The sequence below is a fragment of the Streptomyces sp. NPDC058295 genome (genome assembly GCF_042880655.1).
Classification (GTDB): domain Bacteria; phylum Actinomycetota; class Actinomycetes; order Streptomycetales; family Streptomycetaceae; genus Streptomyces; species Streptomyces coriariae.
This window is the reverse complement of sequence record NZ_JBHVYO010000002.1, coordinates 270,046-296,046: the sequence shown is the minus strand read 5'-3', so window position 1 is coordinate 296,046 and position 26,001 is coordinate 270,046. Positions and strand designations below refer to the sequence as shown.

Below are 26,001 nucleotides of genomic sequence, written 5' to 3'. Positions count from 1 at the left end.
GTGGGCCTCCACGCGCGCGTGCGTCGTCAGCCCGCGGGCCGGGGCCGAGCAGCCGGGCCACTCGCCCCTGACATCACCCGCTCGGATCACGCCGAACCGCGCGAGCCCCAGGACGACGAGGACGAAGAGCTGTCGGTCGCGAGGGGATCTGTCGTCATGTCAGGCCGTTTCCTCTCCGAGCGGATGCGGGTTGGGGACGATTCGACGACCGGCCGCCGGCCTGCCCGGTGCCTTCAGGAAGAGTGCCAGTACCGAGGAGGCGAGCCCGATGCAGCCCGCCAGGACGAACGCGCCCTCGTAGTCCCACACGCCGACCACGATCGAGCCGACACCGGAGCCCACGAGGCCCGAGACGAGCTTGGAGCTGTAGACCATGCCGTAGTTGCTGGCGTTGTTGTTCTCACCGAAGTAGTCCGCCGTCATCGCGGCGAACAGCGGGAAGATCGCGCCGCCGCCGAAGCCGGAGACCATGGAGCAGAACAGGAAGAACGGCATGCTGCCCATCTGGCCGGAGACCAGCACACCGAACTGTGCGGTACCGAGCACCAGGCAGACGATGATCAGGGTGTGGCGGCGCCCGCAACGGTCGGAGATCCAGCCGATGATGCCGCGCCCGGTGCCGTTGACGATCGCCTTCAGGGACATGGCCGTGGCCACGATCCCTCCGGCGAAGCCCATGTCCTTGCCGAACGGCACCTGGAAGGCGATACCGAAGATGTTGATCCCGGCCGTGCACAGCAGACAGAACCACATCATCCACAGAACGGGGGTACGGGCTGCCTCCTTGGGGGTGTACTGCTTCACCGCCGGCGGGTTCTTCTGCAGTGCCCGGCGGATCTTCGGGTCGTCGGTGAGCTTGAGCGGGTCGACGTGCGCGGGCCACCAGTTCTTCGGCGGGTCCTTGAAGAACCACCCCGCGAACGCCACGACGGCGCAGCAGGTGAGGCCCACCATCACCAGTACGCCCTTGTAGTTGCCCAGGTCCATGTACGACGTGAACAGGAACACGAAGGGCACCGAGCCGTAGGCGAATCCGCCGTTGACCATGCCGGTCTTGCCGCCCTTGCGCTCCGGGTACCACTTGCCGACCATGTTCACGCAGGTCGCGTAGACGAGGCCGGCGCCGATGCCGCTGCACATGCCGAAGCCGAGATAGGCGACGGTGACATGCGGCGCGTACGCGAGGGACAGATAGCCGAGGACCGTGCCCAGCGCGCCGAGCATCATCGCGTACCGCGCGGGCAGCCTGCCGCTCTCCCGCAGCTGCCCGGCCGGGAAGGCCACGGCCGCCTGGAAGAACACCCAGACACCCATCAGCCAGAAGATGTGCCCGCTGCTCCACAGGTGGGCGTCGTGCAGTGTGTCCTCGGCCGACGTGAACGCGTACTCCGAGGAGCTGATGCCCAGCATGCCCATCCAGGGAAAGAGCACCATCGTCCAGCGTGGTCGCCCCATGATGTTCCGGTCGCTCTCGCCGATCCGGTACACCCTGCCGTTGCGGTCCGTCACCTCCCGGTAGGGGAGGGACGGGGAGTAGTCGGTGGTTGTCATGTCGCTCAGCACCCCTTGCGTCGAAAGTTCTGGCCAGCGCCCCCTGTCCAATGCCTTTCGTGTGCGCTCGGGACCCGGGCCGGCCGACGCGCACCGTCGGCCGGCCCCGCGCCCGGGTCACGTCATGAACCGCCCCCCAACAGTCCCGCCGCACGCGCCCACCGGTACTTGGCGCCGAGCACCGCCACCGGCTGCTCGGTCGTGTACGGGTAGGCGACGACGCCCCGTTCGTAGAGGTACTGGCAGGCCTCCTCGACCTCGACGTCACCCGCGAGCGAGGCCACGACGGGCTTCTCGACGCCGCGTTCGCGGAACTCGCGCACCACGCGCGCGGTGAGCTCCGCGAAGACCATCGGGGGAGTGACGATCGTGTGCCAGTAGCCGAGCACCAGCGCGTGGACACGCGGATCCTCGAGCCCCAGCCGGATGGTCGCCTCGTACGTCGACGGCGGCTCGCCCCCGGTGATGTCGACCGGGTTGCCCGCCGCCCCGAAGGGCGGGATGAACGCGCGGAACGCCGTGTCGAGGTCGGGCGGGATCTCCATCAGGGTGAGGCCGTTGTCGGTCACGGCGTCCGACAGCAGCACACCGCTGCCGCCCGCGCCCGTGATGATCACGATGTTGTCGCCCTTGGGGGTGGGCAGCACGGGCAACCCGCGCGCGTATTCCAGCATGTCGTTCAGCCCCGGCGCCCTGATGACGCCTGCCTGGCGGAGGATGTCGTCGTAGACGGCGTCGTCGCCCGCGAGCGCCCCGGTGTGCGAGCCGGCCGCCTTCGCGCCTGCCGCCGTACGGCCCGCCTTGAGGACGACGACCGGCTTCTTCGGTACGGTCGCCCGCGCGGCCTCGACGAAGGCGCGGCCGTCCTTGAGGTCCTCCAGGTGCATCGCGATGCAGTCGGTGTGCGGGTCCTCGCCGAACCAGGTCAGCAGGTCGTCCTCGTCGAGGTCCGACTTGTTGCCGAGTCCGACGATCGCCGACACGCCCGTCTTCGTGGTGCGTGCGAAGCCCAGGATGGCCATCCCGATGCCACCGGACTGCGAGGTCAGCGCGACCCCGCCCTTGACGTCGTACGGCGTGCAGAAGGTGGCGCACAGGTCCTGCCAGGTCGAGTAGTAGCCGTAGATGTTCGGCCCGAGCAGCCGGACGCCGTAGCGCTCACCGATGGCCACGATCTCTTCCTGGAGGGCGTGTTCGCCGGTCTCCGCGAAGCCGGAGGGGATCAGCACCGCGTTGGGGATCCCCTTGCGTCCCACCTCCTCCAGGGCCGAGGCCACGAACTTGGCGGGTATCGCGAAGACCGCCACATCCACCTCTCCGGGAACGTCGGTGACACTCTTGTACGCCTTGCGGCCCAAGATGTCATCGGTCCGGGGATTCACCGGATGGATGTCCCCGGCGAAACCGCCGTCGACGAGATTGCGCATCACCGAGTTGCCGATCTTGCCCTGCTCGTTGGAGGCACCGATCACGGCGACGGAGCGCGGCTCCATCAGACGGCCCATCGAGGTGAGGATCTCCGCGCGCGTGTAGCGTCGGCGCGCCGTGACCGGCGTGTCGGAAAGGATCACGCGGATGTCCGCGGCGATCGCGCCCTCGGCCGTGGCGATCACCGGGTTGAGGTCCACCTCGGCGATCTCCGGGAAGTCCGCGACCAGCTGGGACACCCGGCGGATCTGCTCGGCGACCGCCCACCGGTCCACCCCGGCCTGCCCGCGCACGCCGCGCAGGATCTCCGCCGCCCGGATCGAGTCCAGCATGGACAGCGCCTCGTCGGCGTCCACCGGAGCCAGCCGGAAGGTGACGTCCTTGAGGACCTCGACGAGCACGCCGCCGAGCCCGAACGCCACGACCTTGCCGAACGTCGGATCCGTGACCGCCCCGACGATGACCTCCTGGCCCTTCGGCAGCAGTTCCTGGATCTGTACGCCGTCGACCCTGGCCCCCGCGTCGTACGCACGCGCGTTCTCGACGATGCGGTGGAACGCCGCCCGTACGTCCGACGCGCCCTCCACCCCGACGATCACTCCGCCGGCGTCGGTCTTGTGCAGGATGTCCGGCGAGACGATCTTCATCACGACGGGGCCCCCGAAGCGCGCCGCGTACGCGACGGCCTCCTCGACGTCCCTCGCCAGTTCCTCGCCGGGTACGGCGATCCCGTACGCGTCGGCGATCACCTTGCCCTCGGGCGCGGTCAGTGCGGTCCGTCCTTCGGCCCGCACCGCGCCGAGCAGCGCCCGCACCCTGAGCATCCGGTCCTCGGCCAGCACGTCAGATCACCCCGTTCGACTTGAGCAGGCGCAGCTCCTCGTCCCCGAGGCCGAGTTCGCCGACGTAGACCTCTTCGTTGTGCTCGCCGAGCAGCGGTGAGCCGGTCACCTCGACGGGGGAGTCGGACAGCTTGAGGGGGCTGCCCACGGTCACGAACTCGCCGCGCCGCGGGTGCGGAACGCGGACCACCATCTCGTTGGCGACCAGCGACTTGTCCTCGATGATCTCCTTGGTGGACAGGATCGGCCCGCACGGGATGTTGTGGGTGTTGAGCCTCTCCAGCACCTCCCACTTGGGCAGCGCCGAGGACCATTCCTCGATCAGCTGGAACATCTTGCCGAGCTTGGGCAGCCGGGCCTCGGGCGTCGCCCACTCGGGGTCGCCGGCCAGCTCGGGCCGGCCGATCAGCTCACTGAGCGGCTGCCAGCCGACCGGCTGCACGATGACGTAGACGTAGTCGTTGGGGCCGCCCGGCGCGCACTTGACGGCCCAGCCGGGCTGGCCGCCGCCGGACGCGTTTCCGGACCGGGGAACCTCGTCGCCGAAGTCGTCGTTGGGATATTCGGCGAGCGGTCCGTGTGCCAGGCGTTGCTGGTCCCGCAGTTTCACCCGGCACAGGTTCAGTACGGCGTGCTGCATGGCCACGTTGACCCGCTGCCCGCGCCCGGTGTTCTCCCGCTGGTACAGCGCCGCGAGGATTCCCGCCACGGCGTGCACACCCGTCCCCGAGTCCCCGATCTGGGCCCCCGTCGCCAGCGGCGGCCCGTCCTCGAAACCGGTGGTCGACATCGACCCGCCCATGGCCTGCGCGACGACCTCGTACGCCTTGAAGTTGGTGTACGGGCCGTCCCCGAACCCCTTGATGGAGGCATAGACGATCCGCGGATTGATCTCCTGGACGCGGTCCCAGGTGAACCCCATGCGGTCGACCGCGCCCGGCCCGAAGTTCTCGACCATGACGTCGGAGCGCCGGATCAGCTCGGTGAGGATCTCCTTGCCGCGTTCGGTCTTGGTGTTGAGGGTGATGCTCCGCTTGTTGCAGTTGAGCATCGTGAAGTAGAGGGAGTCGACGTCCGGGAGGTCGCGCAACTGCTTGCGCGTGATGTCACCGGACGGCGCCTCCAGCTTGACGACGTCCGCGCCGAGCCAGGCGAGCAGTTGGGTCGCGGACGGGCCCGACTGGACGTGCGTCATGTCGAGGACGCGGACGCCTTCGAGAGCCTTGGTCGCCGTTCCTGTCATCCCTGTCATCGGGGGCACCTCACTTGTACATCGTCTGGTTCATCGTTCCGGGGGCGTACGCGTCGGGGTCCACCCAGACGTTGATCAGCGAGGGCTTCCCGGACTCACGGGCGCGCCGCAGGGCGGGGCCGATGTCGGCGGGGTCGCGCACCTCCTCGCCGTAACCGCCCAGCAGCTGGGCGAACTTGTCGTAGTGGACGTCGCCGAGGGTGTTGCCGACCCGCTCGCGTTCCAGGCCGTACTTGGCGGCCTGGCCGTAACGGATCTGGTTCATGGAGGAGTTGTTGCCGACGATGCCGACGAAGGGGAGGTCGTAGCGCACGAGGGTCTCGAAGTCCCAGCCGGTGAGCGAGAACGCGCCGTCGCCGAAGAGGGCGACGACCTCCTTGTCGGGCCGTGCCTGCTTGGCCGCCAGCACGAACGGGACGCCGACGCCGAGGGTGCCCAGCGGCCCCGGGTCCATCCAGTGGCCCGGCGACTTGGGCTGTACGACCTGACCGGAGAAGGTGACGATGTCGCCGCCGTCGCCGATGTAGATCGAGTCCTCGGTGAGGAAGTCGTTGATCTCGCTGACCAGGCGGTAGGGGTGGATGGGCGAGGCGTCCGAGCGCAGGTGCGGCAGCCGCTTGTCGAGGGCGCTCTGTTCGGCCGCGCGCAGCTCGTCGAGCCACTCCTTGCGTTGGGACGCACCGCCGTTGATGCGCCCGGAGGCGGCCTCGGTCACAGACTTCAGCACCAGTCCGGCGTCGCCGACGATCCCGAGGTCGATGTCGCGGTTCTTGCCGACGGTGCGGTAGTCGAGGTCGATCTGGACGACCGTCGCGTCCGGCGACAGCCGCTTGCCGTACCCCATGCGGAAGTCGAAGGGCGTGCCGACGATCACGATGACGTCGGCGCCCGAGAAGGCGTAGCGGCGGGACAGCTGGAAGTGGTGCGGGTCGCCGGGGGGCAGGGTGCCGCGGCCGGCGCCGTTCATGTAGGCGGGGATGTTCAGGGTGCGCACCAGCTCGACGGCGGCTTCGGTGCCCCGGGTCGTCCACACCTGGCTGCCCAGCAGGATCGCGGGCTTCTCGGCGTGCACGAGCAGGTCGGCGAGCTTCTCGACCGCCTCGGGGTCACCGGCCGAGCGGGTCGAGGCACGGTAGGCGCCGGGCCGCGGCACCCGGGCCTTCGCCACCGGCACCTTGGCGTCGAGGACATCGCGCGGGATCTCCAGGAAGGCGGGCCCGGGCGCGCCGTGGTAGCACTCGCGGAACGCCATCGACACCATGTCCGCCGCCCGCGCCGTGTCCGGCACCGCCGCCGCGAACTTGGTGATCGGCGTCATCATGTCGACGTGCGGCAGGTCCTGGAGGGACCCCATCTTGTGCTGGGTGAGCGCTCCCTGACCGCCGATCAGCAGCATCGGGGACTCCGCGCGGAAGGCGTTGGCGACACCGGTGACGGCGTCGGTGGTGCCGGGGCCGGCCGTGACGACCGCACAGCCGGGCTTGCCGGTGATGCGCGCATAGCCGTCGGCGGCGTGGGCGGCGACCTGTTCGTGGCGTACGTCGACGACTTCTATGCCCTCGTCGACGCAGCCGTCGTAGATGTCGATGATGTGGCCGCCGCACAGGGTGTAGATGCGGTCGACCCCCTCTGCCTTGAGTGCCTTGGCAACGAGATGACCACCGGAGATCACGTCCTGGGTGTCGTCGGGCATGGCGAAGTCCCGTCCCTTCGTAGGGGGTGGAAGGCTCTCGCGGTACATTGCATACAGTCGACGAATACTGTATGAAGCTTGTTATCCCGCATCCGATGGGTGGTGTCCAGGGGCGTGCGGCACTTTCGGTCATCGGAGTTCGGCCTCGCGACGGCTCGGTGGACTCCGGATTCGACTTCACAGACGGGATCCGAGATGGACCTGTACGAACACCAGGCAAGGGAACTCTTCGCGGAACACGGCATCCCGGTCCCCCGGGCCGAGGTCACCGACTCGCCCAAGGAGGCGCGCGGGATCGCTCGTCGGCTCGGCGGACGAGCGGTGGTGAAAGCCCAGGTCAAGGCGGGTGGCCGGGGCAAGGCGGGCGGCGTCAGGATCGCCGCCGACCCTGCTGCGGCCGAACTGACGGCACGGCAGATCCTCGGCATGGACATCAAGGGACACACGGTCGGCACGGTGATGCTGGCCCAACCCGTCGACGTCGAGGCGGAGTTCTACGTGTCCTATGTGCTGGACCGCGCGGCCGGCCGTTTCCTCGCGATCGCCTCCGCCGAGGGGGGTATGGAGATCGAGGAGGTCGCCGCCACCCGGCCCGCGGCGGTCGCCCGCGTCCCCGTCGACCCGGCGGAGGGCGTCACCTCGGCGAAGGCCGGCGAGATCGCCGCCGCGGCCGGACTGCCCGCGCGGACCGCGGACGTCCTCGTCCGGCTGTGGCAGGTGCTGGTCCGGGAGGACGCCCTCCTCGTCGAGGTCAACCCGCTCGTCCGCACCCGGCAGGGAGAGATCCTCGCCCTCGACGGCAAGGTCACCCTCGACGACAACGCGTCCTTCCGGCAGTCGCGTTGGGGAGCGGAGACCCCCGAGCACGGTGACCCGCTGGAGGCGGCGGCCGCGGCCAAGGCCCTCAACTACGTGAAACTGGACGGCGAGGTCGGCATCATCGGCAACGGCGCCGGACTCGTCATGTCGACCCTCGACGTCGTCGCGGGCTGCGGCGCCCGCCCCGCCAACTTCCTCGACATCGGCGGCGGCGCGTCCGCCGAGATCATGGCGGACGGGCTGTCCGTCATCCTCTCCGACCCGGCCGTGAAGTCGGTCTTCGTCAACGTCTTCGGCGGCATCACCGCGTGCGACGCGGTCGCCGAGGGCATCGTGCGCGCCCTGGACACCGTACGGCTGACCAGGCCGCTCGTCGTCCGGCTCGACGGGAACAACGCGGCCCGGGGGCGGGCGATCCTCGACGCCCACCGGCATCCGCTGGTCCAGCAGGCCACCACCATGGACGGCGCCGCCCGCCGTGCCGCCGAACTCGCCACCGCGGTCTGAGGAGACGACGCCATGGCCATCTACCTCACCAAGGAGAGCAGGGTCCTCGTCCAGGGCATGACCGGCGCCGAGGGCATGAAGCACACCCGGCGCATGCTCGCGGCCGGCACGAACATCGTCGGCGGCGTCAACCCGCGCAAGGCGGGCCGGGCCGTCGACTTCGACGACCGTGCGGTGCCCGTCTTCGGGTCGGTCGTCGACGGTATGCAGTCGACCGGCGCCGATGTGACCGCCGTCTTCGTGCCGCCCGCCTTCACCAAGGCCGCGGTGATCGAGGCAGCCGACGCGGGGATCGGTCTCGCCGTCGTCATCACCGAGGGCGTCCCGGTCCACGACTCCGTCGCCTTCACCACCCATGCCGCGGCCCGCGGAACGCGTGTCATCGGCCCGAACTGTCCCGGCCTGATCACCCCGGGCCAGTCCAACGCGGGCATCATCCCGGCGGACATCACCAAACCCGGCCGCATCGGCCTGGTCTCCAAGTCCGGCACGCTCACCTACCAACTCATGTACGAACTACGCGACATCGGCTTCTCGACCTGTGTCGGCATCGGCGGCGACCCGGTCGTGGGCACCAGCCACATCGACTGCCTGGCCGCCTTCGAGGAGGACCCCGACACCGAACTCGTCGTCCTCATCGGTGAGATCGGCGGTGACGCGGAAGAGCGAGCGGCCGCCCACATCCGCGAACACCTCACCAAACCCGTCGTCGGCTACATCGCCGGCTTCACCGCGCCCGAGGGCAGGACCATGGGACACGCGGGCGCGATCGTCTCCGGTTCCTCGGGGACCGCGCAGGCCAAGAAGGCGGCGCTGGAAGCGGCGGGGGTACGGGTGGGCGCCACACCGACCGAGACCGCGCGTCTCGCACTCGCCGTCCTCGACGAAGGGGCCCGCCGCCGCTGAAGTATGACGACCCGTCATTCAACGGAGCCGCGTGCCTGGCCGGTGTCCTCCGTGGCCATGCACCATCCCGCCCCCGACTGTGCACCGAGAGCGGAGCAGCCCACATGGCAACCACCCTCACCCTCAAATCCGGCACGTCCTGGCCCGACACCTGGCAGCGGTGCCTGGCCGTCGCCCCGGAGGCCTTCCGTGACGACCGTGTCCTCAACCTCTGGAACGCCTCCTGGCAGGCCGACGGCCGGACGCTGCCGGCCACCAGCCCGGTCGACGGCGCCCCGATCGCGGGCCCGCCGCGACTGGACGGGGTGACCGCCCACCGGGCCGTGCGCGCCGGTCTGGATCAGCACCGCGCCTGGCGGCACGTCCCGCTGGAGGAGCGGCGCGCCCGCATCGCGGCCACCCTCGGCGCCCTCGCCGAACACCGCGAACTCCTCGCCCTCCTCCTCGTCTGGGAGATAGGCAAGCCCTGGCGGCTCGCGCAGGCCGATGTCGACCGGGCCGTCGACGGCGTGCGCTGGTACGTCGACGGCATCGAACCCATGCTGGACGGGCGGGCACCGCTGGACGGCCCGGTGTCCAACATCGCGAGCTGGAACTACCCGATGAGTGTGCTCGTTCACGCCTTGCTGGTCCAGGCACTGGCAGGCAACGCGGTCATCGCCAAGACCCCGACCGACGGCGGTGTCGCCTGTCTGACGCTGGCCTGTGCGCTCGCCGCACGCGAGGGCGTCCCGATCACCCTCGTCAGCGGAAGCGGCGGCGAGCTGTCCCAGGCGCTGGTCCGGGCGCCCGAGATCGGCTGCGTCTCCTTCGTCGGCGGCCGCGACACCGGCGCCGCGGTCGCCACGGCCGTCGCCGACCTCGGCAAGCGACATGTCCTCGAACAGGAAGGACTCAACACCTGGGGCATCTGGAACTACTCGGACTGGGACACCCTGTCCGCGGTCGTGCCCAAGCTCTTCGACTACGGCAAACAACGGTGCACGGCGTATCCGCGGTTCGTCGTCCAGCGAGCCCTGTTCGACGAGTTCCTGGCGGCCTACCTCCCGGCGGTGCGCACACTGACCCTCGGGCACCCGCTGGCCGTGGAGAAGCGGGACGATCCGTATCCCCGGCTGGACTTCGGACCGGTGATCAACGCGGCCAAGGCCAAGGAACTGCACGACCAGATCGCCGAGGCCATCGACCGGGGCGCGGTCCCGCTGCACCGCGGCAGGCCGGCCGACGCCCGCTTCCTGCCCGGCCAGGACACCTCGGCCTACGTCCAGCCCGTCACGCTCCTCGGACCACCGCCGTCCTCCCCGCTGCACCACGCGGAGCCGTTCGGTCCGGTCGACACCATCGTCCTGGTGGACACCGAGGCGGAGCTGCTGGCCGCCATGAACGCGTCCAACGGTGCGCTCGTCGCCACCCTGTCCACGGACGACCGGAGCGCCTACGAACGGCTGGCTCCGCAGATCCGCGCGTTCAAGGTCGGCCATGGCACGGCCCGCTCCCGGGGCGACCGTGACGAGCTCTTCGGAGGTTTCGGCGCGTCCTGGCGCGGCGCGTTCGTCGGCGGGGAGCTGCTGGTGCGCGCGGTGACACAGGGGCCTACGGGGGAGAGGCTGCCCGGGAACTTCCCGGACTACCGGCTGATGCCCTGACCATCCGCCGGACGGACAGCCGCCCGAGGACGCGACGGTGTCTCGGCCGGCCGGCCGTCCGGCCGAGGCGCTGACGGTGGTCCGGCAAGGTTCGGCGCAAGGGAGCGTCGCCCGTCGGATTGATCCTCGGTGCAGCAGACGATCGGTGCAGCAGACGATCGGTGATTGGTACGGACCGATACTCCCGGGGCATGGTGAGTGATCGAGAAGCGCCGTCCGGGCCCCAGGAGTACCGGCTCGGCCACCTCCTCCAGCACGCACAGGCCGAACTGGCCAGGAAGTGCGCGGAGGCCCTCGTCCCGTACGGGGTGGACGGCCGCGAGCTGGCCGTCCTGGTCGTGCTCGCCGATGAAGAAACGTTGTCGCAGGCGGAGGCGGCGGGACGGCTCGGCGTCGATCGCACCACGATGGCGGTACTCGTCGACGGTCTGGAGGACCACGGTCTGGTGGAACGGCGGCGCAGCCCTCGAGACCGCCGCCGGAACATCGTCCGGCTCACGGACGCCGGCCTGGTCTGCCTGGAGCGGGCCGAGGCGGCGCGCAGCGCCGCGGAGCGCCGGTTCCTCGCCCCGCTGGACGAGCAGGCGGCGGCCGCGCTGCTGCGGGCGCTGCGGATGCTCGTCGTCGAGGAGCCGACGGCGAAGTGATCACCCGGTCACCCGGTGTGAGGTGTCCGTAGGGCGGTCCCGTCACCCGTGCGGCCAGCGGATATGCAGGTGAGACCCACTCCGAAACCTTGGTATTGTTGTGCCTGTCGCCGCGGGGAGAACGCACGCAGCGGCAACACCTGGTCCGGGTGGCGGAATGGCAGACGCGCTAGCTTGAGGTGCTAGTGCCCTTTATCGGGCGTGGGGGTTCAAGTCCCCCCTCGGACACTCTCACTCTCCGTATCGAGCGGCTCCGCTCGGTGAACGGTCAATTACCCGCATTCGGCGTTCCGCCGGATGCGGGTTTTGTTGTTTCCGTATCCGTTGCCTCCGGAATGTCGCGGAAGCCCGTTTATCGGTTGTCCTGTCGGGCTGTGCGCCATCTCGCTCGCGAGGGCGCTTCCCGGTCACTCCGCCGTTGCTCACAGTCCCTGCTGACGATCCGTCAATGTTCACCTCAGTACGCCTATTGACGGTCTGTGACTCCATCTTGTGGTGATACGATCACGCTCGCTTGTAGAGCGGGCGGATGGGTGCAAGACGACATCTCCGACTACGGGGACAGTCCGGGCGGTCACCCGTCAATGCGGGCGGTCCGCCGGTCCACCCGCGTTGACGGGAATTCAGCAACTGGCCGTCAGTCGCCTGAAGAGAGTCTTATGACGCATTACATACAGAACCCGGTACTCTGGGCTCTCCTCGTGGCCGTACTCGCCGCCGTCGCCCTCATTGTTCGCCAGCGCAGGGCGGCGCGTGTCTTGAGGCAGGAGATCGCGGGACTCAGGTCTCACTACTCCGCCTTGGAAAACGAGTACGCGCAATCCGTCGAGGCAGCTCAGGAACAAGCCGAAGAGGCTACGAAAACGGTCCTCAAGTCCGCGATGCGGACCCTTCAGGGCCTTGCCGCGGAACAGCAGTTGATTGTCTCCCGGCTGCAGAACAAATACGGCGAGTCGGTTATCCTCCAGGACCTTCTGGAGATCGACCACACGAACTCGCAGTTCGGTCGACGGGCCCAGTCCATCGCCGTTCTCTGCGACGGCTGGCTGGGGCGCGCACGTGATGTCGCGTCCGTGTACGATGTGGTACGCAGCGCGCAGGGCAGGGTTCGCCATTACCGGCGGGTGGAAATTCTCTCGCAGGTCGACTTCGGCATCACGAGCCGTGCGGTCGAACCGGTCGCACTGGCGCTCGCCGAACTGCTCGACAACGCGACGAGCTATTCCAGCCCCGACACCGTCGTCGAAATCAACATTCGTACCGTGCCCAAGGGTATATGCATCGTCGTCGACGATGCGGGTGTCGGTATGAACGACGAAGAGCGTGCCCGTGCCGACAAACTCCTGTCGAGCCAGCGGGTCTCGGGTGTTTCCGCACTCGGCAACCCGCCGCAGTTCGGGTTCGCGGTGATCGGTGTGCTCAGCGAGCGCTTCGGCTTCGAGGTGTCGGTGGACTCCACCTCCCCCTACGGAGGCGTCCGGGCGGTCCTCCTCCTGCCGCACGACCTGCTCACCAACGCGCCCGAGCAGAGGGAGCCGGCTCCGGTCGTTCCCGCTGTCGCCACCACCGCCGCCCGCAGCGGCCCCGAAGGCGGGCTCTCCACCAGCACCACCGCCGACGGCCTGCCGAAGCGGCGTCGCAAGCGGCCCATGGCCATCGTGCCCGGCAGCGCGTCCGCATCCACTCCCGCCCGCTCGGGCGCCGAGACGGCGGCGATCATGGGCGCCTTCCAGCGAGGCACCCAGTCGGGCCGGGCCACGCCTGCGAGTCCCGCGGAAAAGTCGAGCAGCACCCGTGGTGCTGGCAGCGAAGGGCATGAGGTCTCGTGAACGACGATCTGTCATGGATGCTTGACAGCGCCTTGGAGATACCCGGGGCCCTGCACGCAGTCCTGATCTCCGCCGACGGCCTGCTGATGGCGCGGACGCAGGACTTCGACAAGGACGACGCGGACCGGGTGGCCGCCGCGATGAGCGGTGTGCAGTCGCTCAGCCGCTCGCTCGCCTTCTTCTGCGAGGACCCGCAGATGGGGTGGCGGCAGACGCTGGTCGAGTTCGACGGGGGGTGGGTCTTCCTGATCTCCGCCGGCGAGGGCGCCTACCTCGGCGTCTCCGCCTCGCCGGACGTCGACATGGCGGACATCACCTTCCGGATGCAGCAGCTCGTCGGCCAGCTCGGCAAGGCGCTGACGACACCGCCGCGCGAGAACCTCGGCGTGCGGTCATGAACGGCTTCGACGAACTGGAGCCGCAGACGCCGGAGTTAGTGCGTCCGTACGTCATCACCAAGGGACGCGGGCTGCCCGACGAGGGGCAGCTGTCCCTCATCACCCTGGTCACGGCAGCCGCCGATCACGAGCAGCGGCCGACCCGGCTGTCCCCCGAGGAACAGAACCTGTTGGACCTGTGCTCGGCCGGCTACCTGTCGGTCGCCGAGATCGCCGGGCACACCCAACTGCCTCTGGGCGTGGTGAAGATCCTCCTAGCCGCCCTCACCGAAGGCGGCTACCTCATCACGCGCCCGCCGGTACAGCGGGCTCCGCTCGCCGACCGGGACATCCTGGAGGAGGTGCTGAATGGTCTCAGGGCCAAGTTTGGATGAGCAGGCCTACGTCCGTGACGGGGCGACGCAGACGGCGGTGAAGATCCTCGTCGTGGGTCACTTCGCGGTCGGCAAGACCACGTTCATCGGAGCGATCTCCGAGATCAAGCCGCTGACCACCGAGGAGACGATGACGCGGGCAGCCGAGTCGGTCGACGACCTCAAGGGAGTCCAGGGCAAGACCACCACCACGGTCGCCATGGACTTCGGCCGTCTGACCATCAGCGACCGTGTCGTGCTCTACCTGTTCGGAACGCCGGGCCAGCAGCGTTTCGTGCAGATGTGGGAGGACATGGCGCGCGGCGCCCTCGGCGCGCTGGTGCTCGTGGATCCCGAACGGCTCGCGGACTCGTTCGCCGTGATCGACCTGATCGAGCAGTACGGACTCGACTACGCCATCGCCGTCAACCACTTCGACGGCGCCCCCCTGCGGGACGAGATGGCCCTGCGCGACGCACTGGACCTCCTCGACGACACCCCCGTCGTCACCTGCGACGCGCGAGACGAGCGGTCGTCGGCCGACGCGCTGATCACCCTCGTCCGCCATCTCCAGGACCGTGCACACTAGGAGCAGACATGGACCAACCCACCGCACCCGTGCCCCCGCCCGGGTGCCCGGCGCACCAGGCCGGCGGCAGAGTGCCCTTGCACGGCATGGAGTTCGCCGCCGACCCGCAGGCCTACTACAGCTACCTGCGCCACTTCGGGCCGACCGCGCCGGTCGAACTCGCTCCGGGCGTCGAGGCGACCCTGATCACGGACTACGCCGTCGCGCTCCAACTGCTCCAGGACTCCGGCGCGTTCCGCAAGGACGCCCGCCGCTGGCGTGACCTCAACGAAGGACGGGTCCCCCCGGACAGCCCGGTCGCGCCCCTGCTGTCCTATCGGCCCAACGCCATGTTCAGTGACGGCGCCGAGCACCTGAGGCTCCGTCAGGCGATTACGGACAGCATGGCCCGCGTGGACACGCGCAAGCTCAGCCGGACCACCGAGCAGGTCTCCAACTACCTGATCTCGCAGTTCGGTTCGCGCGGCTCGGCGGACCTGCTGGGCGACTACGCCAAGCAGCTGCCGCTCTTCGTGTTCAACGAGCTGTTCGGCTGCACCGCCGACATCGGTGACCGTGTCGTGTTCGGCATCACCGGCATGTTCGACGGGGTGAACGCCGAGCAGGCGGTCGGGGTCATGTTCGGCGCCATCGGTGAACTGGTGGCCCTCAAGCGTGCCAAGCCCGGCGACGATGTCCCCTCCTGGCTGATGGAACATCAGGCCAAGCTCACCGACGAGGAGTTGGTCCACCAGATCGCGCTCCTGCTGGTGGCCGGCAACGAGCCGCTGCGCAACCTCATCGGCAACACCCTGCACCGGTTGCTCACCCACGACGCGTACGCCGATCAAGGCGGTCTGATCGACGAGGCGATCGACGACACGCTGTGGGAGAACCCGCCCATGCAGAACCTCGCGCCGCACTACCCGGCGGCCGACATGGAGTTCGCCGGCCAGAAGCTGCACGCCGGCGACCTGCTCCTGGTCAGCTTCGCCGCGGCCAACACCGGCCCGGCGCTGACGGCGGCCCGCAAGGCGGGCAGCAACCGCGCCCACCTGGCGTGGAGCGCGGGCCCGCACGCCTGCCCGTCCAAGGAGCCGGCCCGGCAGATCACCGTGACGGCCATCGAGAACCTGCTCAACAAGCTGCCGGACGTCGAACTCGCCGTACCGCCGGAGAGCCTGACCTGGCGGCCCGGTCCCTTCAACCGGGGTCTCACCGTGCTGCCCGCCAAGTTCACCCCGGCGCAGATCGCGCACCGGCCCGCCCCGACACGCCAGGACGCACCCCAGCGTCAGGAGCCGACCGCGACGGGTGGCAGGGGTGAACGCGGGGGTGTGTGGAGCCAGTTCCTCAACTGGCTGACGAGGTGATTCACGCAACACCCGTCAACTCTTCACCACTGCATGACGATTCAACCTCAGGGGTAGTGAGGAACGCGGCATTCCGTGTTGCTCACACACCAGAGGAGGTGTCGTGGACCACATATCCACCGACGCCGATTTCAGACACCATCCGACCGTCGTGCACTCCCTGATACCCGCCTCGCAAGGCGGGTATCTTCTTGCCCGCCGCCTCCCCCGAGGAGAGGCCCGATGACCGCCATCGATCCCGAGGCTTCGGGCACTCATCTCGCTCGGGGTCCGGAGACGCTCGGCGGTCACGCGGCGCGTCAGCTGCTGAGGCTGGGCGAGATCGCGGGGCTGTCCGGGGCCGACTCCACGATCTACGCGCGCGCACTCGTCGAGGCCCTGGGCAGCGTCGCCCAGCGGCCCCTGGAGCTGCCGCCGCCCAGCCACAGCTTCCTCTCCGACGACCACACCCCGGTGGAGTTCTCCCTCTCCTGCGAACCGGGCGCGGCGCCGATCCTGCGGGTACTGCTGGAGCCGGGGGCCGGTGCCGGCAACCTGGTCGAGAACGGCCGCACCGGCCTGCGGGTGCTGCGCGAGATGGGGCAGCGCTGGGGCTTCACCACCGACCCGCTCGATGATCTCGCCGACCTGTTCTTCCCGTCCTCACCCGAAGGCCCCCTGGCGCTCTGGTGCGCGCTGGAGCTCCGTCCCGGGGGGGTCCCCGCGGTCAAGGCCTATCTGAACCCCGCGGCATCCGGGGAGAGACGCGCCGCCAAGACCGTACGGAAGGCGCTGAGACGACTCGGGCACCGGGAGGCGTTCGACGCGCTGCCCGAAGGCGACCGCCATCTGTTCTTAGCCCTGGATCTGGGCGACTGGACGGAGCCACGGGTCAAGGTCTACCTCGCGCACCACGACCTGTCGGCCGCCGAGGCCTACACGCTGTCCCGTATGGACGGCGGACCCGGCCGTGCGGAGATCGAGGAGTTCTTCCGCATCGTGGCCGGGCCCGACGCCGACGCCGATGTCGACGCCGCCGGCTTCGGAGGCGGAGCGGGTGCCGGAGCAGGGGAGGGAGCCGGGGGAGGAGGGGAACCGCGGCTCGTGCGCAGACCCGTCCAGACCTGCCATGCCTTCACCGACACGGGGACCGGTCTGCCGAGCGGATTCACCCTCTATATCCCGGTGCGGGACTATGCCCGGCACGACGGTGAGGCCCTGGACCGGGCGACGGCACTGCTCGGCCACTACGGCATCGCTCCGGCGCCGGTGCTGCGCGCCTCGGCCGCCGTCACCTCGCGGCGGCCGGAGGACGGTGTGGGACTGGTCGCTTACCTGGGCCTGGCCCATCACCAGGGCCGTCCACCCCGGGTCATGACCTATCTCTCCTCGGAGGCGTACGAGGTCCGGCCGCCGCTGGCCCCGCCCCCCGCCGTTCCCCTGTCCGCCGTCGCCCTGTCCCCTGACCCTTCCACCGACTCTCCCACCGTCTCTCCGCCTGCCGCGGGCGTGACCGGACGGTAGTTGCCGCATAACCCGCGGATCAGTACCGTCCACGGACTTCCGGGGGGCCGTCGAGCAGCCCGTGTAGAACAGCACCTGGAGAACAGCACCTGGAGAACACCGGCCCTCGTGGAACAGCGGCATCCGCAGGACCAGCGGTACCACAGCACCCGGGCAACAGCACCTCGGGGGGAGCCGTACGCCGACGTTGTCGAACCGCTCCCCTCGTCCCACGAGAAGTGCACACGTGAGCCGCCCAGACCGCCCGGGCGGCCTCTCGACGCACGGCGCCGGACCCGGTGCCTGGCTCCGGACGTCGCCGACGGCCCATCACTCGTTGCGCAATTCCTCCAGGTAGGGCGCCACATCGACTTGGATCGACGCGCCCAGCGTCTGGCCGTACTGGCCGGCGATACCCCCCAGATACGTACCGATCTCCTTGCGCATGACGTCCGGCTCCGGCAGGGCCGCCTTGCCGGCGACGAGCCTGGCGACCCAGCGTGCCTGAGCCTCGACGAGCCGGGTGACGGAGCCGTGCGGGCGGACCAGGCCGATGAAGTGCAGACCGGGATGGTCGGGCGCCACCACCCGCTTGTACAGCTCTACCGAGCCCTGCGGGCCGACCGGGCAGCCCGGCGGCAGGAAGGAATGGGCCATCCGGTAACCGGTGCAGTACACGATCGCGTCGGCGGGCACGGATGTGCCGTCGGTGAAGACCACCCGGCCGTCGTCCACGAAGTCGATCGCGGGCTTGGGGACGACCCCACCGTGCCGTATGCGGGTGAGGATCTCGTCGGAGATCGTCACGGCCGACGCGAAGACCGGGTGGTCCGGCTCGGGCAGGCCGTAGTCCGAGAGTTTGCCGCGGGCGACGAGCAGGGCCTGCTCGATGAACCGGCGTTGCTCCGCGAGGGACATGGCCGTCCACCACGGTGCCTCGGCGACGTCGTCCAAGGGTATGCCGAAGAGCTGCTTGGGCAGGATGTGCAGGCCTCGGCGTACGGAGAGTACGGTCTGCGCGGCGTACCTGGAGAGGTCGGCGGCGATGTCCACCGCCGAGGCCCCGAGTCCCACGACGACGACCCGCTGTCCCGTGTAGTCGCTGCCGTCGCGGTAGTCCAGCGCGTGGAGAATCGTTCCTTTGAAGGTCTCGGAACCCGGTGCCGGAGCGGGCAGGACCGGCTCGGTGTTGTGCCCCGAGGCGACGATCACGTGGGTGAAGTCCCGAGAGGTGAGCGTGCCCCGGGCGTCGCGGCTGACGACCGTCCAGGAACCGTCGTCCGCCCGGCGCACCGACTCGACGGTCGTCTCCAACTCGATGTGGTCCAGCAGGCCGGCCCACTCGGCGAAGGAGCGCAGGTAGTCGGCGAGTTGGCTGTGCCGGGGGTAGACGGGATACCCGGCCGGCATCGGGCGGTCGGCGTAACCGGTGAGCTTCTTGTTGGTGTTGAGGTGGAGCGACAGATAGCCCGGACCGCGCTCGCCCGCCCCCGGCTGCCGCCAGAGCCCGCCCACGTCGGATGCCTTTTCGAGGCAGACGAAGTCGAGGCCCTCGGACTTGAGGGCGTGCGCCGTGGCCAGCCCGGACAGACCCGCACCGATCAGACACAGGCTCACGCGTTCCCCCACGGAATCGACACCATCCTTTCGCGCACCGGCAATTGAATGCCCGTGCGGCACTCGCTCCACGCGCCGCACACCAGCGACAAGGATCACAGACGAGATCGCCGGGCCGAGGTGGCGGGAGGGAACGGGACGGGTAGAGGGGACTTCGTGGGGCGAGCCGCCCACGCCGGGGCGAGTCGCTAGTCGCGAGCGGAGGCCCACAGCCCCCGCACATGCCCCAGATGGCGCGTCATGACCGCACGCACGGCCCGCTCGTCGCGGGACAGCAGGGCGTCCAGCAACTCCAGGTGCTCCTCGGCGGAGGCCAGCAGGCGGCCCGAGGCGGAGAGCGCGGTCAGGCCGTACAGGCGTGCCCGACCGCGCAGTTCGCGGACGACCTCGACGAGATGGGCGTTGCCGGCCAGCGCGAGCAGACCCAGGTGGAACCGGGTGTCGGCCTCGACGTAGGAGATGAGGTCGCCTGCCACCGCCGCGGTGACGATCTCCCGGGCGGCCGGCCGCAGCGCCTCCAGGGACACCGGGTCGGCGGTCGTCGCCAGCGCCACCACCGTCGGGATCTCGATGAGCGCGCGGACGTGGGTGTACTCGTCCAACTGCTGGTCGGAGACCTCGGTGACCCGGAACCCCTTGTTCGGTACGGCATCGACCAGGCCCTCTTTCGCCAGGTCGAGCATCGCCTCGCGCACGGGTGTCGCCGAGACGCCGAAGCGGCCGGCCAGAGCCGGCGCCGAGTACACCTCGCCGGGGCGCAGTTCACCCGCGATCAGTGCCGCCCGCAGGGCATCGGCGACCCGCTCGCGGTAGCTGCTCCGCCGACCGCCGAGCACGGGGAGGGTGGGCGCCGATGCCGGTGCGGGCACTCGTGGTCGTGCGCCGGGTGCGCCGGGTGTGGTGGATGCGGTGGGTGTCTGGCTGCTGGTGCGCCGGGCGGCGGCCATGGTGGGTCTCCTCGGTGCGGACGGTGCCATGTCACTCTGAACCAGTGCACTGTGCCATGTCACGTCGCACTGCTGTCTGCGGTGTCAGAGCACGAACCCCGCCGGGAACGGGTCCGTCGGGTCCAGAAGGTACTGGGCCGTCCCGGTGATCCAGGCGCGGCCGGTGAAACTGGGGAGTACCGCCGGGCGGCCGGCGACTTCCGTCGTGCCGAGGAGCCGGCCGGTGAAGCGGGTGCCGATGAAGGACTCGTTGACGAACTCGGTGTGCAAGGGCAGTTCACCCCGCGCGTGCAGCTGTGCCATGCGGGCGCTCGTCCCCGTACCGCAGGGCGAGCGGTCGAACCAGCCGGGGTGGATGGCCATCGCGTGCCGGGAATGACGGGCGGTGGCGCCGGGCGCGAGCAGGTGGACGTGGTGACAGCCGCGGATGGAGGGGTCCTCGGGGTGTACCGGCTCCTGCTCGGAGTTGATCACCTCCATGAGGGACAGGCCGGCGCGCAGGATGTCGTCCTTGCGGGCGCGGTCGAAGGGCAGCCCGAACTCCTCCAGCGGCAGGATCGCGTAGAAGTTGCCGCCGTACGCCAGGTCGTACGTCACGGTACGGCCGTCGGGCAGCGTGGCCTTGCGATCCAGCGCGACCGCGAAGGAGGGGACGTTCCGCAAGGTCACGGACGTGGCCGCGCCGTCCTCGACCGTCACCTCGGCGACGACGGGCCCGGCCGGGGTGTCCAGGCGGATGGTGGTGACCGGTTCGACGACCTCGACCATGCCCGTCTCTACGAGCACCGTCGCCACCCCGATGGTGCCGTGCCCGCACATCGGCAGATAGCCCGAGACCTCGATGTAGAGGACGCCCCAGTCGCAGTCCGGTCGGGTGGACGGCTGGAGGATCGCGCCGCTCATGGCGGAGTGGCCCCGCGGCTCGTTCATCAGCAACTGCTTGATGTCGTCGCGGTGTTCGCGGAAGTGGAGCCGCCGCTCGTTCATCGTCGCGCCGGGGACGGTGCCGATCCCGCCGGTGATCACCCGGGTGGGCATGCCCTCGGTGTGCGAGTCGACGGCGTGCAGGACGAGCTTGCTGCGCACGAAGTCCCCTTCTCTTTCTCGACGTACTCCGTCTCGGCGTTGAGCGGCTCGGCCCTTACGCCAGGCCGGCCGCGACGGCCTTCTCGGTGGCGGCGCGGACGGCCGCTTCCTGGTCCGGCGGCAGCGGGACCCGTGGTGGGCGGCAGCCCCCGCCGTGGCGCCCCACGACGTCCATCGAGAGCTTGATCGCTTGAACGAACTCCACCCGCGAGTCCCAGCGCAGCAGCGGGTGGAGGCGGCGGTAGAGGGGGAGCGCGGTGGTGAGGTCACCGGCGACGGCCGCCCGGTACAGCTCCACCGAGGACTTCGGCAGTGCGTTGGGGTAACCGGCCACCCAGCCCTTGGCGCCCGCCACGGCCAGTTCCAGCAGCACATCGTCGGCCCCGATCAACAGGTCCAGATCCGGAGCGAGTTCGGCGATGCGGTAGGCGCGGCGGACATCGCCCGAGAACTCCTTGACGCCTTGGATGTGACCTTCGCCGTGCAGCCGGGCCAGCAGCTCGGGGACGAGGTCGACCTTGGTGTCGATCGGGTTGTTGTACGCCACGACCGGCAGGCCCGCCGCGGCGACCTCCGCGTAGTGGGCCACCACGGCACGCTCGTCCGCCCGGTAGGCGTTGGGCGGGAGCAGCATCACCGCCGCGCAGCCCGCCCCGGCCGCCTGCTCGGTCCAACGGCGGGCCTCCGCCGAGCCGTACGCGGCGACCCCGGGCATCACCCGGTCCCCGCCGATCGCGGCCACCGCGGTCTCCACCACCCTGGCGCGTTCCTCGGGCGTGAGTACCTGGTACTCGCCGAGGGAGCCGTTGGGTACGACACCGTCACAGCCGTTCGCCACCAGCCAGGCGCAGTGCTCGGCGTACCGGTCGTAGTCGACGGAGAGGTCGTCGCGGAGCGGGAGCGCGGTGGCGACGAGGACGCCACGCCAGGGGCGGTGAGGCGAGGTGACGGCAGCAGAGGGAGAGGCGGGGGCGGTGGAATCGGGCATATGGTGAGTCATCCCTTCGGAATGTGCCGTGTGACATATCACTGGGGTGCCGGGGGATCGGCCGGAGCGGCCAACACGCCCAGGGGCACAGGGCGGGCCAGCAACCGTCGTGCCGGAGTGAGGGCGCAGCCCGCGACGCCGGCCACCCCGGGCTCGCACATGCGGCCCTGGCACCAGCCCATACCGGCCCGGGTCAGCAGTTTCACGGTGCGCAGGTCACCCGCGCCGAGCGTGCCGACGGCCTCGCGGACGGCGCCGGCGGTGACCTCCTCGCAGCGGCACACGACCGTCGCGTCGGTGATCTGCTCCGTCCACCGGGCGGGCCGGGCGGCATACGCGGCGTCCAGTGCGGCGAAGAACGACCGCAGCCTGGTACGGGCCCGCGCGGCGGGGGCCCACTCCCGCGGGTCGGGGACCGTGCCCGTCAGCCTGGCCGCCGCCGACCGTCCGGCGATATGGCCCTCGGCGAGCGACAGCGTGGAGCCGCCGATCCCCGTGGTCTCACCGGCGGCCCAGACGCCGGGTGCGTCGGTGCGCTGTTCGTCGTCGACGCGCACACCCGGTCCGTCGAGTCGGCAGCCGAGGCCCTCCGCGAGGTCGGTGTGCGGCAGCAGACCGTGGCCTATGGCGAGGGTGTCGCAGACGATGCGTCGTCGCGTACCGGGCGCCGGTCGGCCTTCCGGGTCCAGCGCGGCGACGGTGACGGACTCCAGCCGCTCGGTCCCGTGCGCCTCCATCAGGGGATGACGGGTCATCACCGAAACACCATGCCTCAGGAGTTGGGCCGCGTGGACGGCTCCCTCGGCGAGCTTCGCGGGGGCGCCGGCCCAGATCCGTGCCCGAGGTGTGAAATCCGCCGGTCCGGCCGACTCCACCAGGGCGACGACCCGGGCGCCCGCGGCGGCGAGGCCGGTGGCGACGGGAAGCAGCAGGGGCCCCGTGCCGGCCACGACCGCCGTACGGCCGGGCAGTACGAGCCCGCCCTTCAGCAGCGCCTGGGCGCCGCCCGCGGTGATCACGCCGGGCAGTGTCCAGCCGGGGAACGGCAGGACCTTCTCGTAGCCGCCGGTCGCCAGCAACACTCCGTCGGCGTGGACCGCTACGGACTCCTCCTGCTCCGGACCGATCAGTGCGTGCACGGTAAATCCGGCCGATTGTCCTTCCACGCACCACACATGATGATCCCTCAGGTGCGTGACCCGGTCGGCGGCGAGATGGGTGTCGAGCCCGGCACGCAGTCGCTCCCAGGTGCGCCACTGGTGATGGAGGGCCTGTGGGCGCCGGGCACCGAGCCCCTGTGCGGGCTGCCGGTAGAACTGTCCGCCCGCCTCGGCGCCGGAGTCGATCAGCACCACGCGCACGCCACGGGCAGCGGCTGCCAGGGCGCCGGCGAGGCCGGCCGGGCCCGCGCCGATCACCGCCAGTACCGGGCGGTGCGCGGTCATCGTGGCCCCGCCCCGTCGTGACCTGCTTCCTCGTGGCCTGTCCCCACCTGCGTACGGACGTCCGCGCCCGGCACCGCCGTCACCAAGCAGGCCCGTCGGCCGGGGTGGCCGTCGACGGTCACCAGACAGTCGAAGCACACGCCGATCCCGCAGAAGACCCCGCGCGCACGTCCCTCGCCCCGCGTGGTGCGCCAGGCCGTGACGCCGGACGCCCACAGGGCGGCGGCGATCGTCTGACCGGGCAACGCCTCGATCTCCCGGCCGTCGAAGGTCACGGTGAACGGAGCGCCGGGGCGGGCGCGGGTCAGCTTCAGGGGATCCACGGCGCGGCCTCCTCGGCGGAGCGGTCAAGGTGGTCGGGGCGGTCGAAGCGGTCGGGGCGGAACGGTGTCAGGTCCAGCTCCGGGCGTCGGCCGGTGAGCGTCTGCGCGATGAGGTGGCCGGTGCCGGTGGCGAGCCCGATGCCCGCGCCCTCGTGTCCGCAGGCGTGGAACAGCCCGGGCACACGGGGGTCGGGCCCGACGGCGGGCAGATGGTCGGGCAGGTAGGGGCGGAAGCCGAGGTAGGTGCGCATCGCCCGTACGTGTTCCAGGAACGGGAACAGGCGGGTCGCGCCCGCCGCCAGCGCGCGTACGACCGGCAGCGAGAAGGACCGGTCGAAACCCACCCGTTCACGGCTCGCGCCGATCAGTATCGGCCCGGCGGCGGTCCCCTCGACGACCGGTGAGGTCTGCAGGGCGGCGGAGTCGCTCGCCACGTCGGCCACATAGTCGGCGGCGTACACCTTGTGCCGTACCCGACGCGGCAGCGGCTCGGTGACCAGGACGAAGCCGCGGCGGGGGAGTACGGGCAGCCGGACCCCCGCCAGCGCGGCGACCTCGGACCCCCACGTCCCGGCCGCGTTCACCACGGCCGGTGCCAGGACGTCACCCCGGTCGGTACGTACGCCCCGCACGGCACCGGCGGTGTCGCGCAGTATCCCTATCACCGTGCGACCCGTCTCCAGGCAGGCGCCCGAGGCCCGTACGAGGTGGGCCGCGGCCAGGGTGGGCATCACCTGGGCGTCCTGCGGATACAGCACCCCACCCGCAAGACCGCGCGCCAAGTACGGTTCCAGGTCGTGGAGTTGGTCCGCCTGGACTTGAACCGTCGACACTCCGGCCGCGCGCTGACCGGCCGCCAGCTCCGCGAGGGCGGTGAGTGATGCGGGCATGGAGGCGACGACGAGACCGCCCTTGGGCTCGTACTCGACGGCCGCGCCCAGCTCTTGCGCCAGCTCGTCCCACAACCGGGCCGACAGCAGAGCGAGTCGGAGCTCGGGTCCGGGCTCCTTGTCCGACACGAGGAGATTGCCCTCGCCCGCGCCGGTCGTGCCGCCGGCCGCCGGACCCCGGTCGACCAGGATCACGTCCAGTCCGGCGCGGGCCGCGTACAGCGCGCAGGCGGCGCCCACCATGCCGGCGCCGACGACCACGACGTCACCGCTCGGTCGCTTGGTCACGCCAGTAATATGTCACATGGTGCAGAGGTGGGGAAGAAGGCCGGAGCGGCGAGGGCGCGCTCGACCGAACCGACGCGCTCAGTCGAACTCGCTGGGCTCCGGTGCCGGTGTGCGACCCTCACGTACGTCCTTGAGTCGTGTGGTGCCGTGGCTGACCGCGTCCTCGGTGCTGTCGTGGTCCGCTCCGTCGGTACCGCCGTTGGTGACCGTGATCGCGTCGTCCCCGACCCGTACGACGGCGACGTCCATGGTGAGGGTGACCGGGGTGCCGCCGGAGGGGCCCGCCACCGTCACGGTGAGGCCCTGCCGGGCGTCGCCCGACTTGGGCAGGGAGGCCTCGACGACCTGCACGGTGCGGGTGGAGCCGTCGGAGCCGACCGCGTTGAACTGGTCGCACGCGGTCGGCAGGGTCTTGAGCCAGTCGAACGACTGGTCCAGGGAGGCCGGTTGGTAGGCCGCGACCTGGTAGAGCAGCCGGGAGTTTCCCTCGGTGAAGCCGGTGAGCGCCGACGGGCCGGGCGGGGGCCCCAGGAGGTCTTCGTCGTAGAGCCCGTCGAGCAGGCGCTGGCAGTCGGCGGCCTGCGTCTTGCCGGTGAGGAACTGTGCGGCGTCGACCGTGCCGATGAGCAGCTGGTTCCGCCAGCTGGCCGCGGTCTTCACCTGCGTCCAGTTGTCCTCGAGGTCTCCCGAGGTGATCAGCGCCGTCTGCGCGCCGGCCGAGGTGAGCGGCGTGATGGTGGGCGACGCGGTGGCGGTCCGTTGGCCGGCGGACGAGGTCGCGGTGCTCGAGTCGGTCGACGCGCTGTCGTCCCCGTCGTCGGAGCAGGCCGCCGTGGCCAGCAGCGTTCCGACGGCCAGGGCGACGGCCAGCACACGGACCGGGCGACCGGGGCGTGTCGGCCCGGCCGGACCGGACGGCCCGGCGGGACGGGGTGGGGTGGACGGGCGGGACGACAGACGAGGGCTGGTCACGAATACCTCCTGGGGACGGTTCGGGGACGGGGCGGGGCGGGCCGGTCCCCGCGTGGGCGCGCCCCGGGCGGGTTCCCGAGGGATTCCTCTCGTCGACCTGGGTGCTTCCCGGGCACCCTGTGGGCTCCTGTGGTGCTACCTCTGCCCCTAC

The 26,001-nt window shown here is 70.4% G+C and carries 22 protein-coding genes and 1 tRNA gene; 11 read left to right on the top strand and 12 right to left on the bottom strand.

Going from position 1 to position 26,001, the window contains the following annotated elements:
* Window positions 1–159: 159 nt before the first annotated feature.
* The 4 genes from ACFVYS_RS03670 to ACFVYS_RS03655 form a co-directional block, all read right to left on the bottom strand.
* Entirely contained in the window at window positions 160–1,551 is a 1,392-nt protein-coding gene (locus ACFVYS_RS03670; protein WP_389498467.1) for an OFA family MFS transporter, read from the bottom strand.
* A 122-nt stretch (window positions 1,552–1,673) separates the two neighbouring features.
* Window positions 1,674–3,818: an acetate--CoA ligase family protein gene (locus tag ACFVYS_RS03665; RefSeq protein WP_389498628.1), complete on the bottom strand. Its 2,145-nt coding sequence runs from the start codon at window positions 3,816–3,818 to the stop codon at window positions 1,674–1,676.
* Between the two features lie 4 nt (window positions 3,819–3,822).
* Window positions 3,823–5,064: a formyl-CoA transferase gene (gene frc, locus ACFVYS_RS03660; RefSeq protein WP_389498627.1), complete on the bottom strand. Its 1,242-nt coding sequence runs from the start codon at window positions 5,062–5,064 to the stop codon at window positions 3,823–3,825.
* Between the two features lie 19 nt (window positions 5,065–5,083).
* Window positions 5,084–6,766: a thiamine pyrophosphate-binding protein gene (locus tag ACFVYS_RS03655; protein ID WP_389498465.1), complete on the bottom strand. Its 1,683-nt coding sequence runs from the start codon at window positions 6,764–6,766 to the stop codon at window positions 5,084–5,086.
* A gap of 195 nt (window positions 6,767–6,961) precedes the next feature.
* Here ACFVYS_RS03655 and sucC point away from each other — a divergent pair, with 195 nt between their 5' ends.
* The 11 genes from sucC (at window position 6,962) to ACFVYS_RS03600 (ending at window position 17,315) form a co-directional block, all read left to right on the top strand.
* Window positions 6,962–8,092 carry an ADP-forming succinate--CoA ligase subunit beta gene (gene sucC, locus ACFVYS_RS03650; protein ID WP_389498463.1) on the top strand — a complete coding sequence of 377 codons (1,131 nt, stop codon included), beginning with the start codon at window positions 6,962–6,964 and terminating at the stop codon, window positions 8,090–8,092.
* A 12-nt stretch (window positions 8,093–8,104) separates the two neighbouring features.
* Window positions 8,105–8,998, top strand: a complete 894-nt coding sequence (gene sucD / locus ACFVYS_RS03645; protein WP_389498461.1) for a succinate--CoA ligase subunit alpha — start codon at window positions 8,105–8,107, stop codon at window positions 8,996–8,998.
* 104 nt (window positions 8,999–9,102) lie between these two features.
* Window positions 9,103–10,644, top strand: coding sequence for an aldehyde dehydrogenase family protein (locus tag ACFVYS_RS03640; RefSeq protein ID WP_389498459.1), 1,542 nt, complete (start codon window positions 9,103–9,105; stop codon window positions 10,642–10,644).
* A gap of 191 nt (window positions 10,645–10,835) precedes the next feature.
* A complete protein-coding gene (locus ACFVYS_RS03635; protein WP_389498457.1) occupies window positions 10,836–11,291 on the top strand; it encodes a MarR family winged helix-turn-helix transcriptional regulator in 456 nt (151 codons plus the stop codon).
* A gap of 143 nt (window positions 11,292–11,434) precedes the next feature.
* Window positions 11,435–11,519: transfer RNA gene (locus tag ACFVYS_RS03630), tRNA-Leu, on the top strand.
* Window positions 11,520–11,950: 431 nt separating this feature from the next.
* Window positions 11,951–13,120 carry an ATP-binding protein gene (locus tag ACFVYS_RS03625; protein ID WP_389498455.1) on the top strand — a complete coding sequence of 390 codons (1,170 nt, stop codon included), beginning with the start codon at window positions 11,951–11,953 and terminating at the stop codon, window positions 13,118–13,120.
* A complete protein-coding gene (locus ACFVYS_RS03620; RefSeq protein ID WP_057601660.1) occupies window positions 13,117–13,518 on the top strand; it encodes a roadblock/LC7 domain-containing protein in 402 nt (133 codons plus the stop codon). Before ACFVYS_RS03625 ends, ACFVYS_RS03620 begins: the two co-directional genes overlap by 4 nt.
* Window positions 13,515–13,892, top strand: coding sequence for a DUF742 domain-containing protein (locus ACFVYS_RS03615; protein ID WP_020125672.1), 378 nt, complete (start codon window positions 13,515–13,517; stop codon window positions 13,890–13,892). Before ACFVYS_RS03620 ends, ACFVYS_RS03615 begins: the two co-directional genes overlap by 4 nt.
* Window positions 13,867–14,460 carry an ATP/GTP-binding protein gene (locus ACFVYS_RS03610; RefSeq protein WP_389498453.1) on the top strand — a complete coding sequence of 198 codons (594 nt, stop codon included), beginning with the start codon at window positions 13,867–13,869 and terminating at the stop codon, window positions 14,458–14,460. Before ACFVYS_RS03615 ends, ACFVYS_RS03610 begins: the two co-directional genes overlap by 26 nt.
* Window positions 14,461–14,468: 8 nt before the next feature.
* Entirely contained in the window at window positions 14,469–15,812 is a 1,344-nt protein-coding gene (locus tag ACFVYS_RS03605; RefSeq protein WP_389498451.1) for a cytochrome P450, read from the top strand.
* A 222-nt stretch (window positions 15,813–16,034) separates the two neighbouring features.
* Window positions 16,035–17,315, top strand: a complete 1,281-nt coding sequence (locus ACFVYS_RS03600) for a tryptophan dimethylallyltransferase family protein (RefSeq protein ID WP_389498449.1) — start codon at window positions 16,035–16,037, stop codon at window positions 17,313–17,315.
* Window positions 17,316–17,624: 309 nt separating this feature from the next.
* Here the strand turns inward: ACFVYS_RS03600 and ACFVYS_RS03595 are convergent, their stop codons facing one another.
* The 8 genes from ACFVYS_RS03595 to ACFVYS_RS03560 form a co-directional block, all read right to left on the bottom strand.
* Window positions 17,625–18,911, bottom strand: a complete 1,287-nt coding sequence (locus ACFVYS_RS03595; protein WP_389498626.1) for a flavin-containing monooxygenase — start codon at window positions 18,909–18,911, stop codon at window positions 17,625–17,627.
* A gap of 188 nt (window positions 18,912–19,099) precedes the next feature.
* Window positions 19,100–19,858 (bottom strand): GntR family transcriptional regulator, encoded by a 759-nt coding sequence (locus tag ACFVYS_RS03590; protein ID WP_389498447.1) that lies wholly within the window; start codon window positions 19,856–19,858, stop codon window positions 19,100–19,102.
* A gap of 84 nt (window positions 19,859–19,942) precedes the next feature.
* Window positions 19,943–20,944, bottom strand: coding sequence for a proline racemase family protein (locus ACFVYS_RS03585; RefSeq protein WP_389498445.1), 1,002 nt, complete (start codon window positions 20,942–20,944; stop codon window positions 19,943–19,945).
* Between the two features lie 55 nt (window positions 20,945–20,999).
* On the bottom strand, window positions 21,000–21,932 hold the full coding sequence (locus ACFVYS_RS03580) for a dihydrodipicolinate synthase family protein (RefSeq protein WP_389498443.1): 933 nt from the start codon (window positions 21,930–21,932) through the stop codon (window positions 21,000–21,002).
* Between the two features lie 38 nt (window positions 21,933–21,970).
* Window positions 21,971–23,377 (bottom strand): NAD(P)/FAD-dependent oxidoreductase, encoded by a 1,407-nt coding sequence (locus tag ACFVYS_RS03575; RefSeq protein WP_389498441.1) that lies wholly within the window; start codon window positions 23,375–23,377, stop codon window positions 21,971–21,973.
* Window positions 23,374–23,700, bottom strand: a complete 327-nt coding sequence (locus ACFVYS_RS03570) for a (2Fe-2S)-binding protein (RefSeq protein ID WP_389498439.1) — start codon at window positions 23,698–23,700, stop codon at window positions 23,374–23,376. The genes ACFVYS_RS03575 and ACFVYS_RS03570 overlap by 4 nt, the downstream gene beginning before the upstream one ends.
* The gene (locus tag ACFVYS_RS03565; RefSeq protein WP_389498437.1) at window positions 23,688–24,878 is read right to left on the bottom strand and encodes an NAD(P)/FAD-dependent oxidoreductase; all 1,191 of its coding nucleotides are present in this window, start codon (window positions 24,876–24,878) and stop codon (window positions 23,688–23,690) included. Before ACFVYS_RS03565 ends, ACFVYS_RS03570 begins: the two co-directional genes overlap by 13 nt.
* A 78-nt stretch (window positions 24,879–24,956) precedes the next feature.
* Window positions 24,957–25,751: a hypothetical protein gene (locus tag ACFVYS_RS03560; RefSeq protein WP_389498625.1), complete on the bottom strand. Its 795-nt coding sequence runs from the start codon at window positions 25,749–25,751 to the stop codon at window positions 24,957–24,959.
* Between the last annotated feature and the right edge of the window lie 250 nt (window positions 25,752–26,001).

Excerpts from the sequence above, each read along its gene's own strand:
- ACFVYS_RS03640 (WP_389498459.1), top strand. The coding sequence starts at position 9,103 with ATGGCAACCACCCTCACCCTCAAATCCGGCACGTCCTGGCCCGACACC.
- ACFVYS_RS03655 (WP_389498465.1), bottom strand. The coding sequence starts at position 6,766 with ATGCCCGACGACACCCAGGACGTGATCTCCGGTGGTCATCTCGTTGCC.
- ACFVYS_RS03635 (WP_389498457.1), top strand. The coding sequence starts at position 10,836 with ATGGTGAGTGATCGAGAAGCGCCGTCCGGGCCCCAGGAGTACCGGCTC.
- sucC (WP_389498463.1), top strand. The coding sequence starts at position 6,962 with ATGGACCTGTACGAACACCAGGCAAGGGAACTCTTCGCGGAACACGGC.
- ACFVYS_RS03625 (WP_389498455.1), top strand. The coding sequence starts at position 11,951 with ATGACGCATTACATACAGAACCCGGTACTCTGGGCTCTCCTCGTGGCC.
- ACFVYS_RS03670 (WP_389498467.1), bottom strand. The coding sequence starts at position 1,551 with ATGACAACCACCGACTACTCCCCGTCCCTCCCCTACCGGGAGGTGACG.
- ACFVYS_RS03580 (WP_389498443.1), bottom strand. The coding sequence starts at position 21,932 with ATGCCCGATTCCACCGCCCCCGCCTCTCCCTCTGCTGCCGTCACCTCG.
- ACFVYS_RS03600 (WP_389498449.1), top strand. The coding sequence starts at position 16,035 with ATGACCGCCATCGATCCCGAGGCTTCGGGCACTCATCTCGCTCGGGGT.
- ACFVYS_RS03575 (WP_389498441.1), bottom strand. The coding sequence starts at position 23,377 with ATGACCGCGCACCGCCCGGTACTGGCGGTGATCGGCGCGGGCCCGGCC.
- ACFVYS_RS03615 (WP_020125672.1), top strand. The coding sequence starts at position 13,515 with ATGAACGGCTTCGACGAACTGGAGCCGCAGACGCCGGAGTTAGTGCGT.
- ACFVYS_RS03605 (WP_389498451.1), top strand. The coding sequence starts at position 14,469 with ATGGACCAACCCACCGCACCCGTGCCCCCGCCCGGGTGCCCGGCGCAC.
- ACFVYS_RS03610 (WP_389498453.1), top strand. The coding sequence starts at position 13,867 with ATGGTCTCAGGGCCAAGTTTGGATGAGCAGGCCTACGTCCGTGACGGG.
- frc (WP_389498627.1), bottom strand. The coding sequence starts at position 5,064 with ATGACAGGAACGGCGACCAAGGCTCTCGAAGGCGTCCGCGTCCTCGAC.
- ACFVYS_RS03590 (WP_389498447.1), bottom strand. The coding sequence starts at position 19,858 with ATGGCCGCCGCCCGGCGCACCAGCAGCCAGACACCCACCGCATCCACC.
- sucD (WP_389498461.1), top strand. The coding sequence starts at position 8,105 with ATGGCCATCTACCTCACCAAGGAGAGCAGGGTCCTCGTCCAGGGCATG.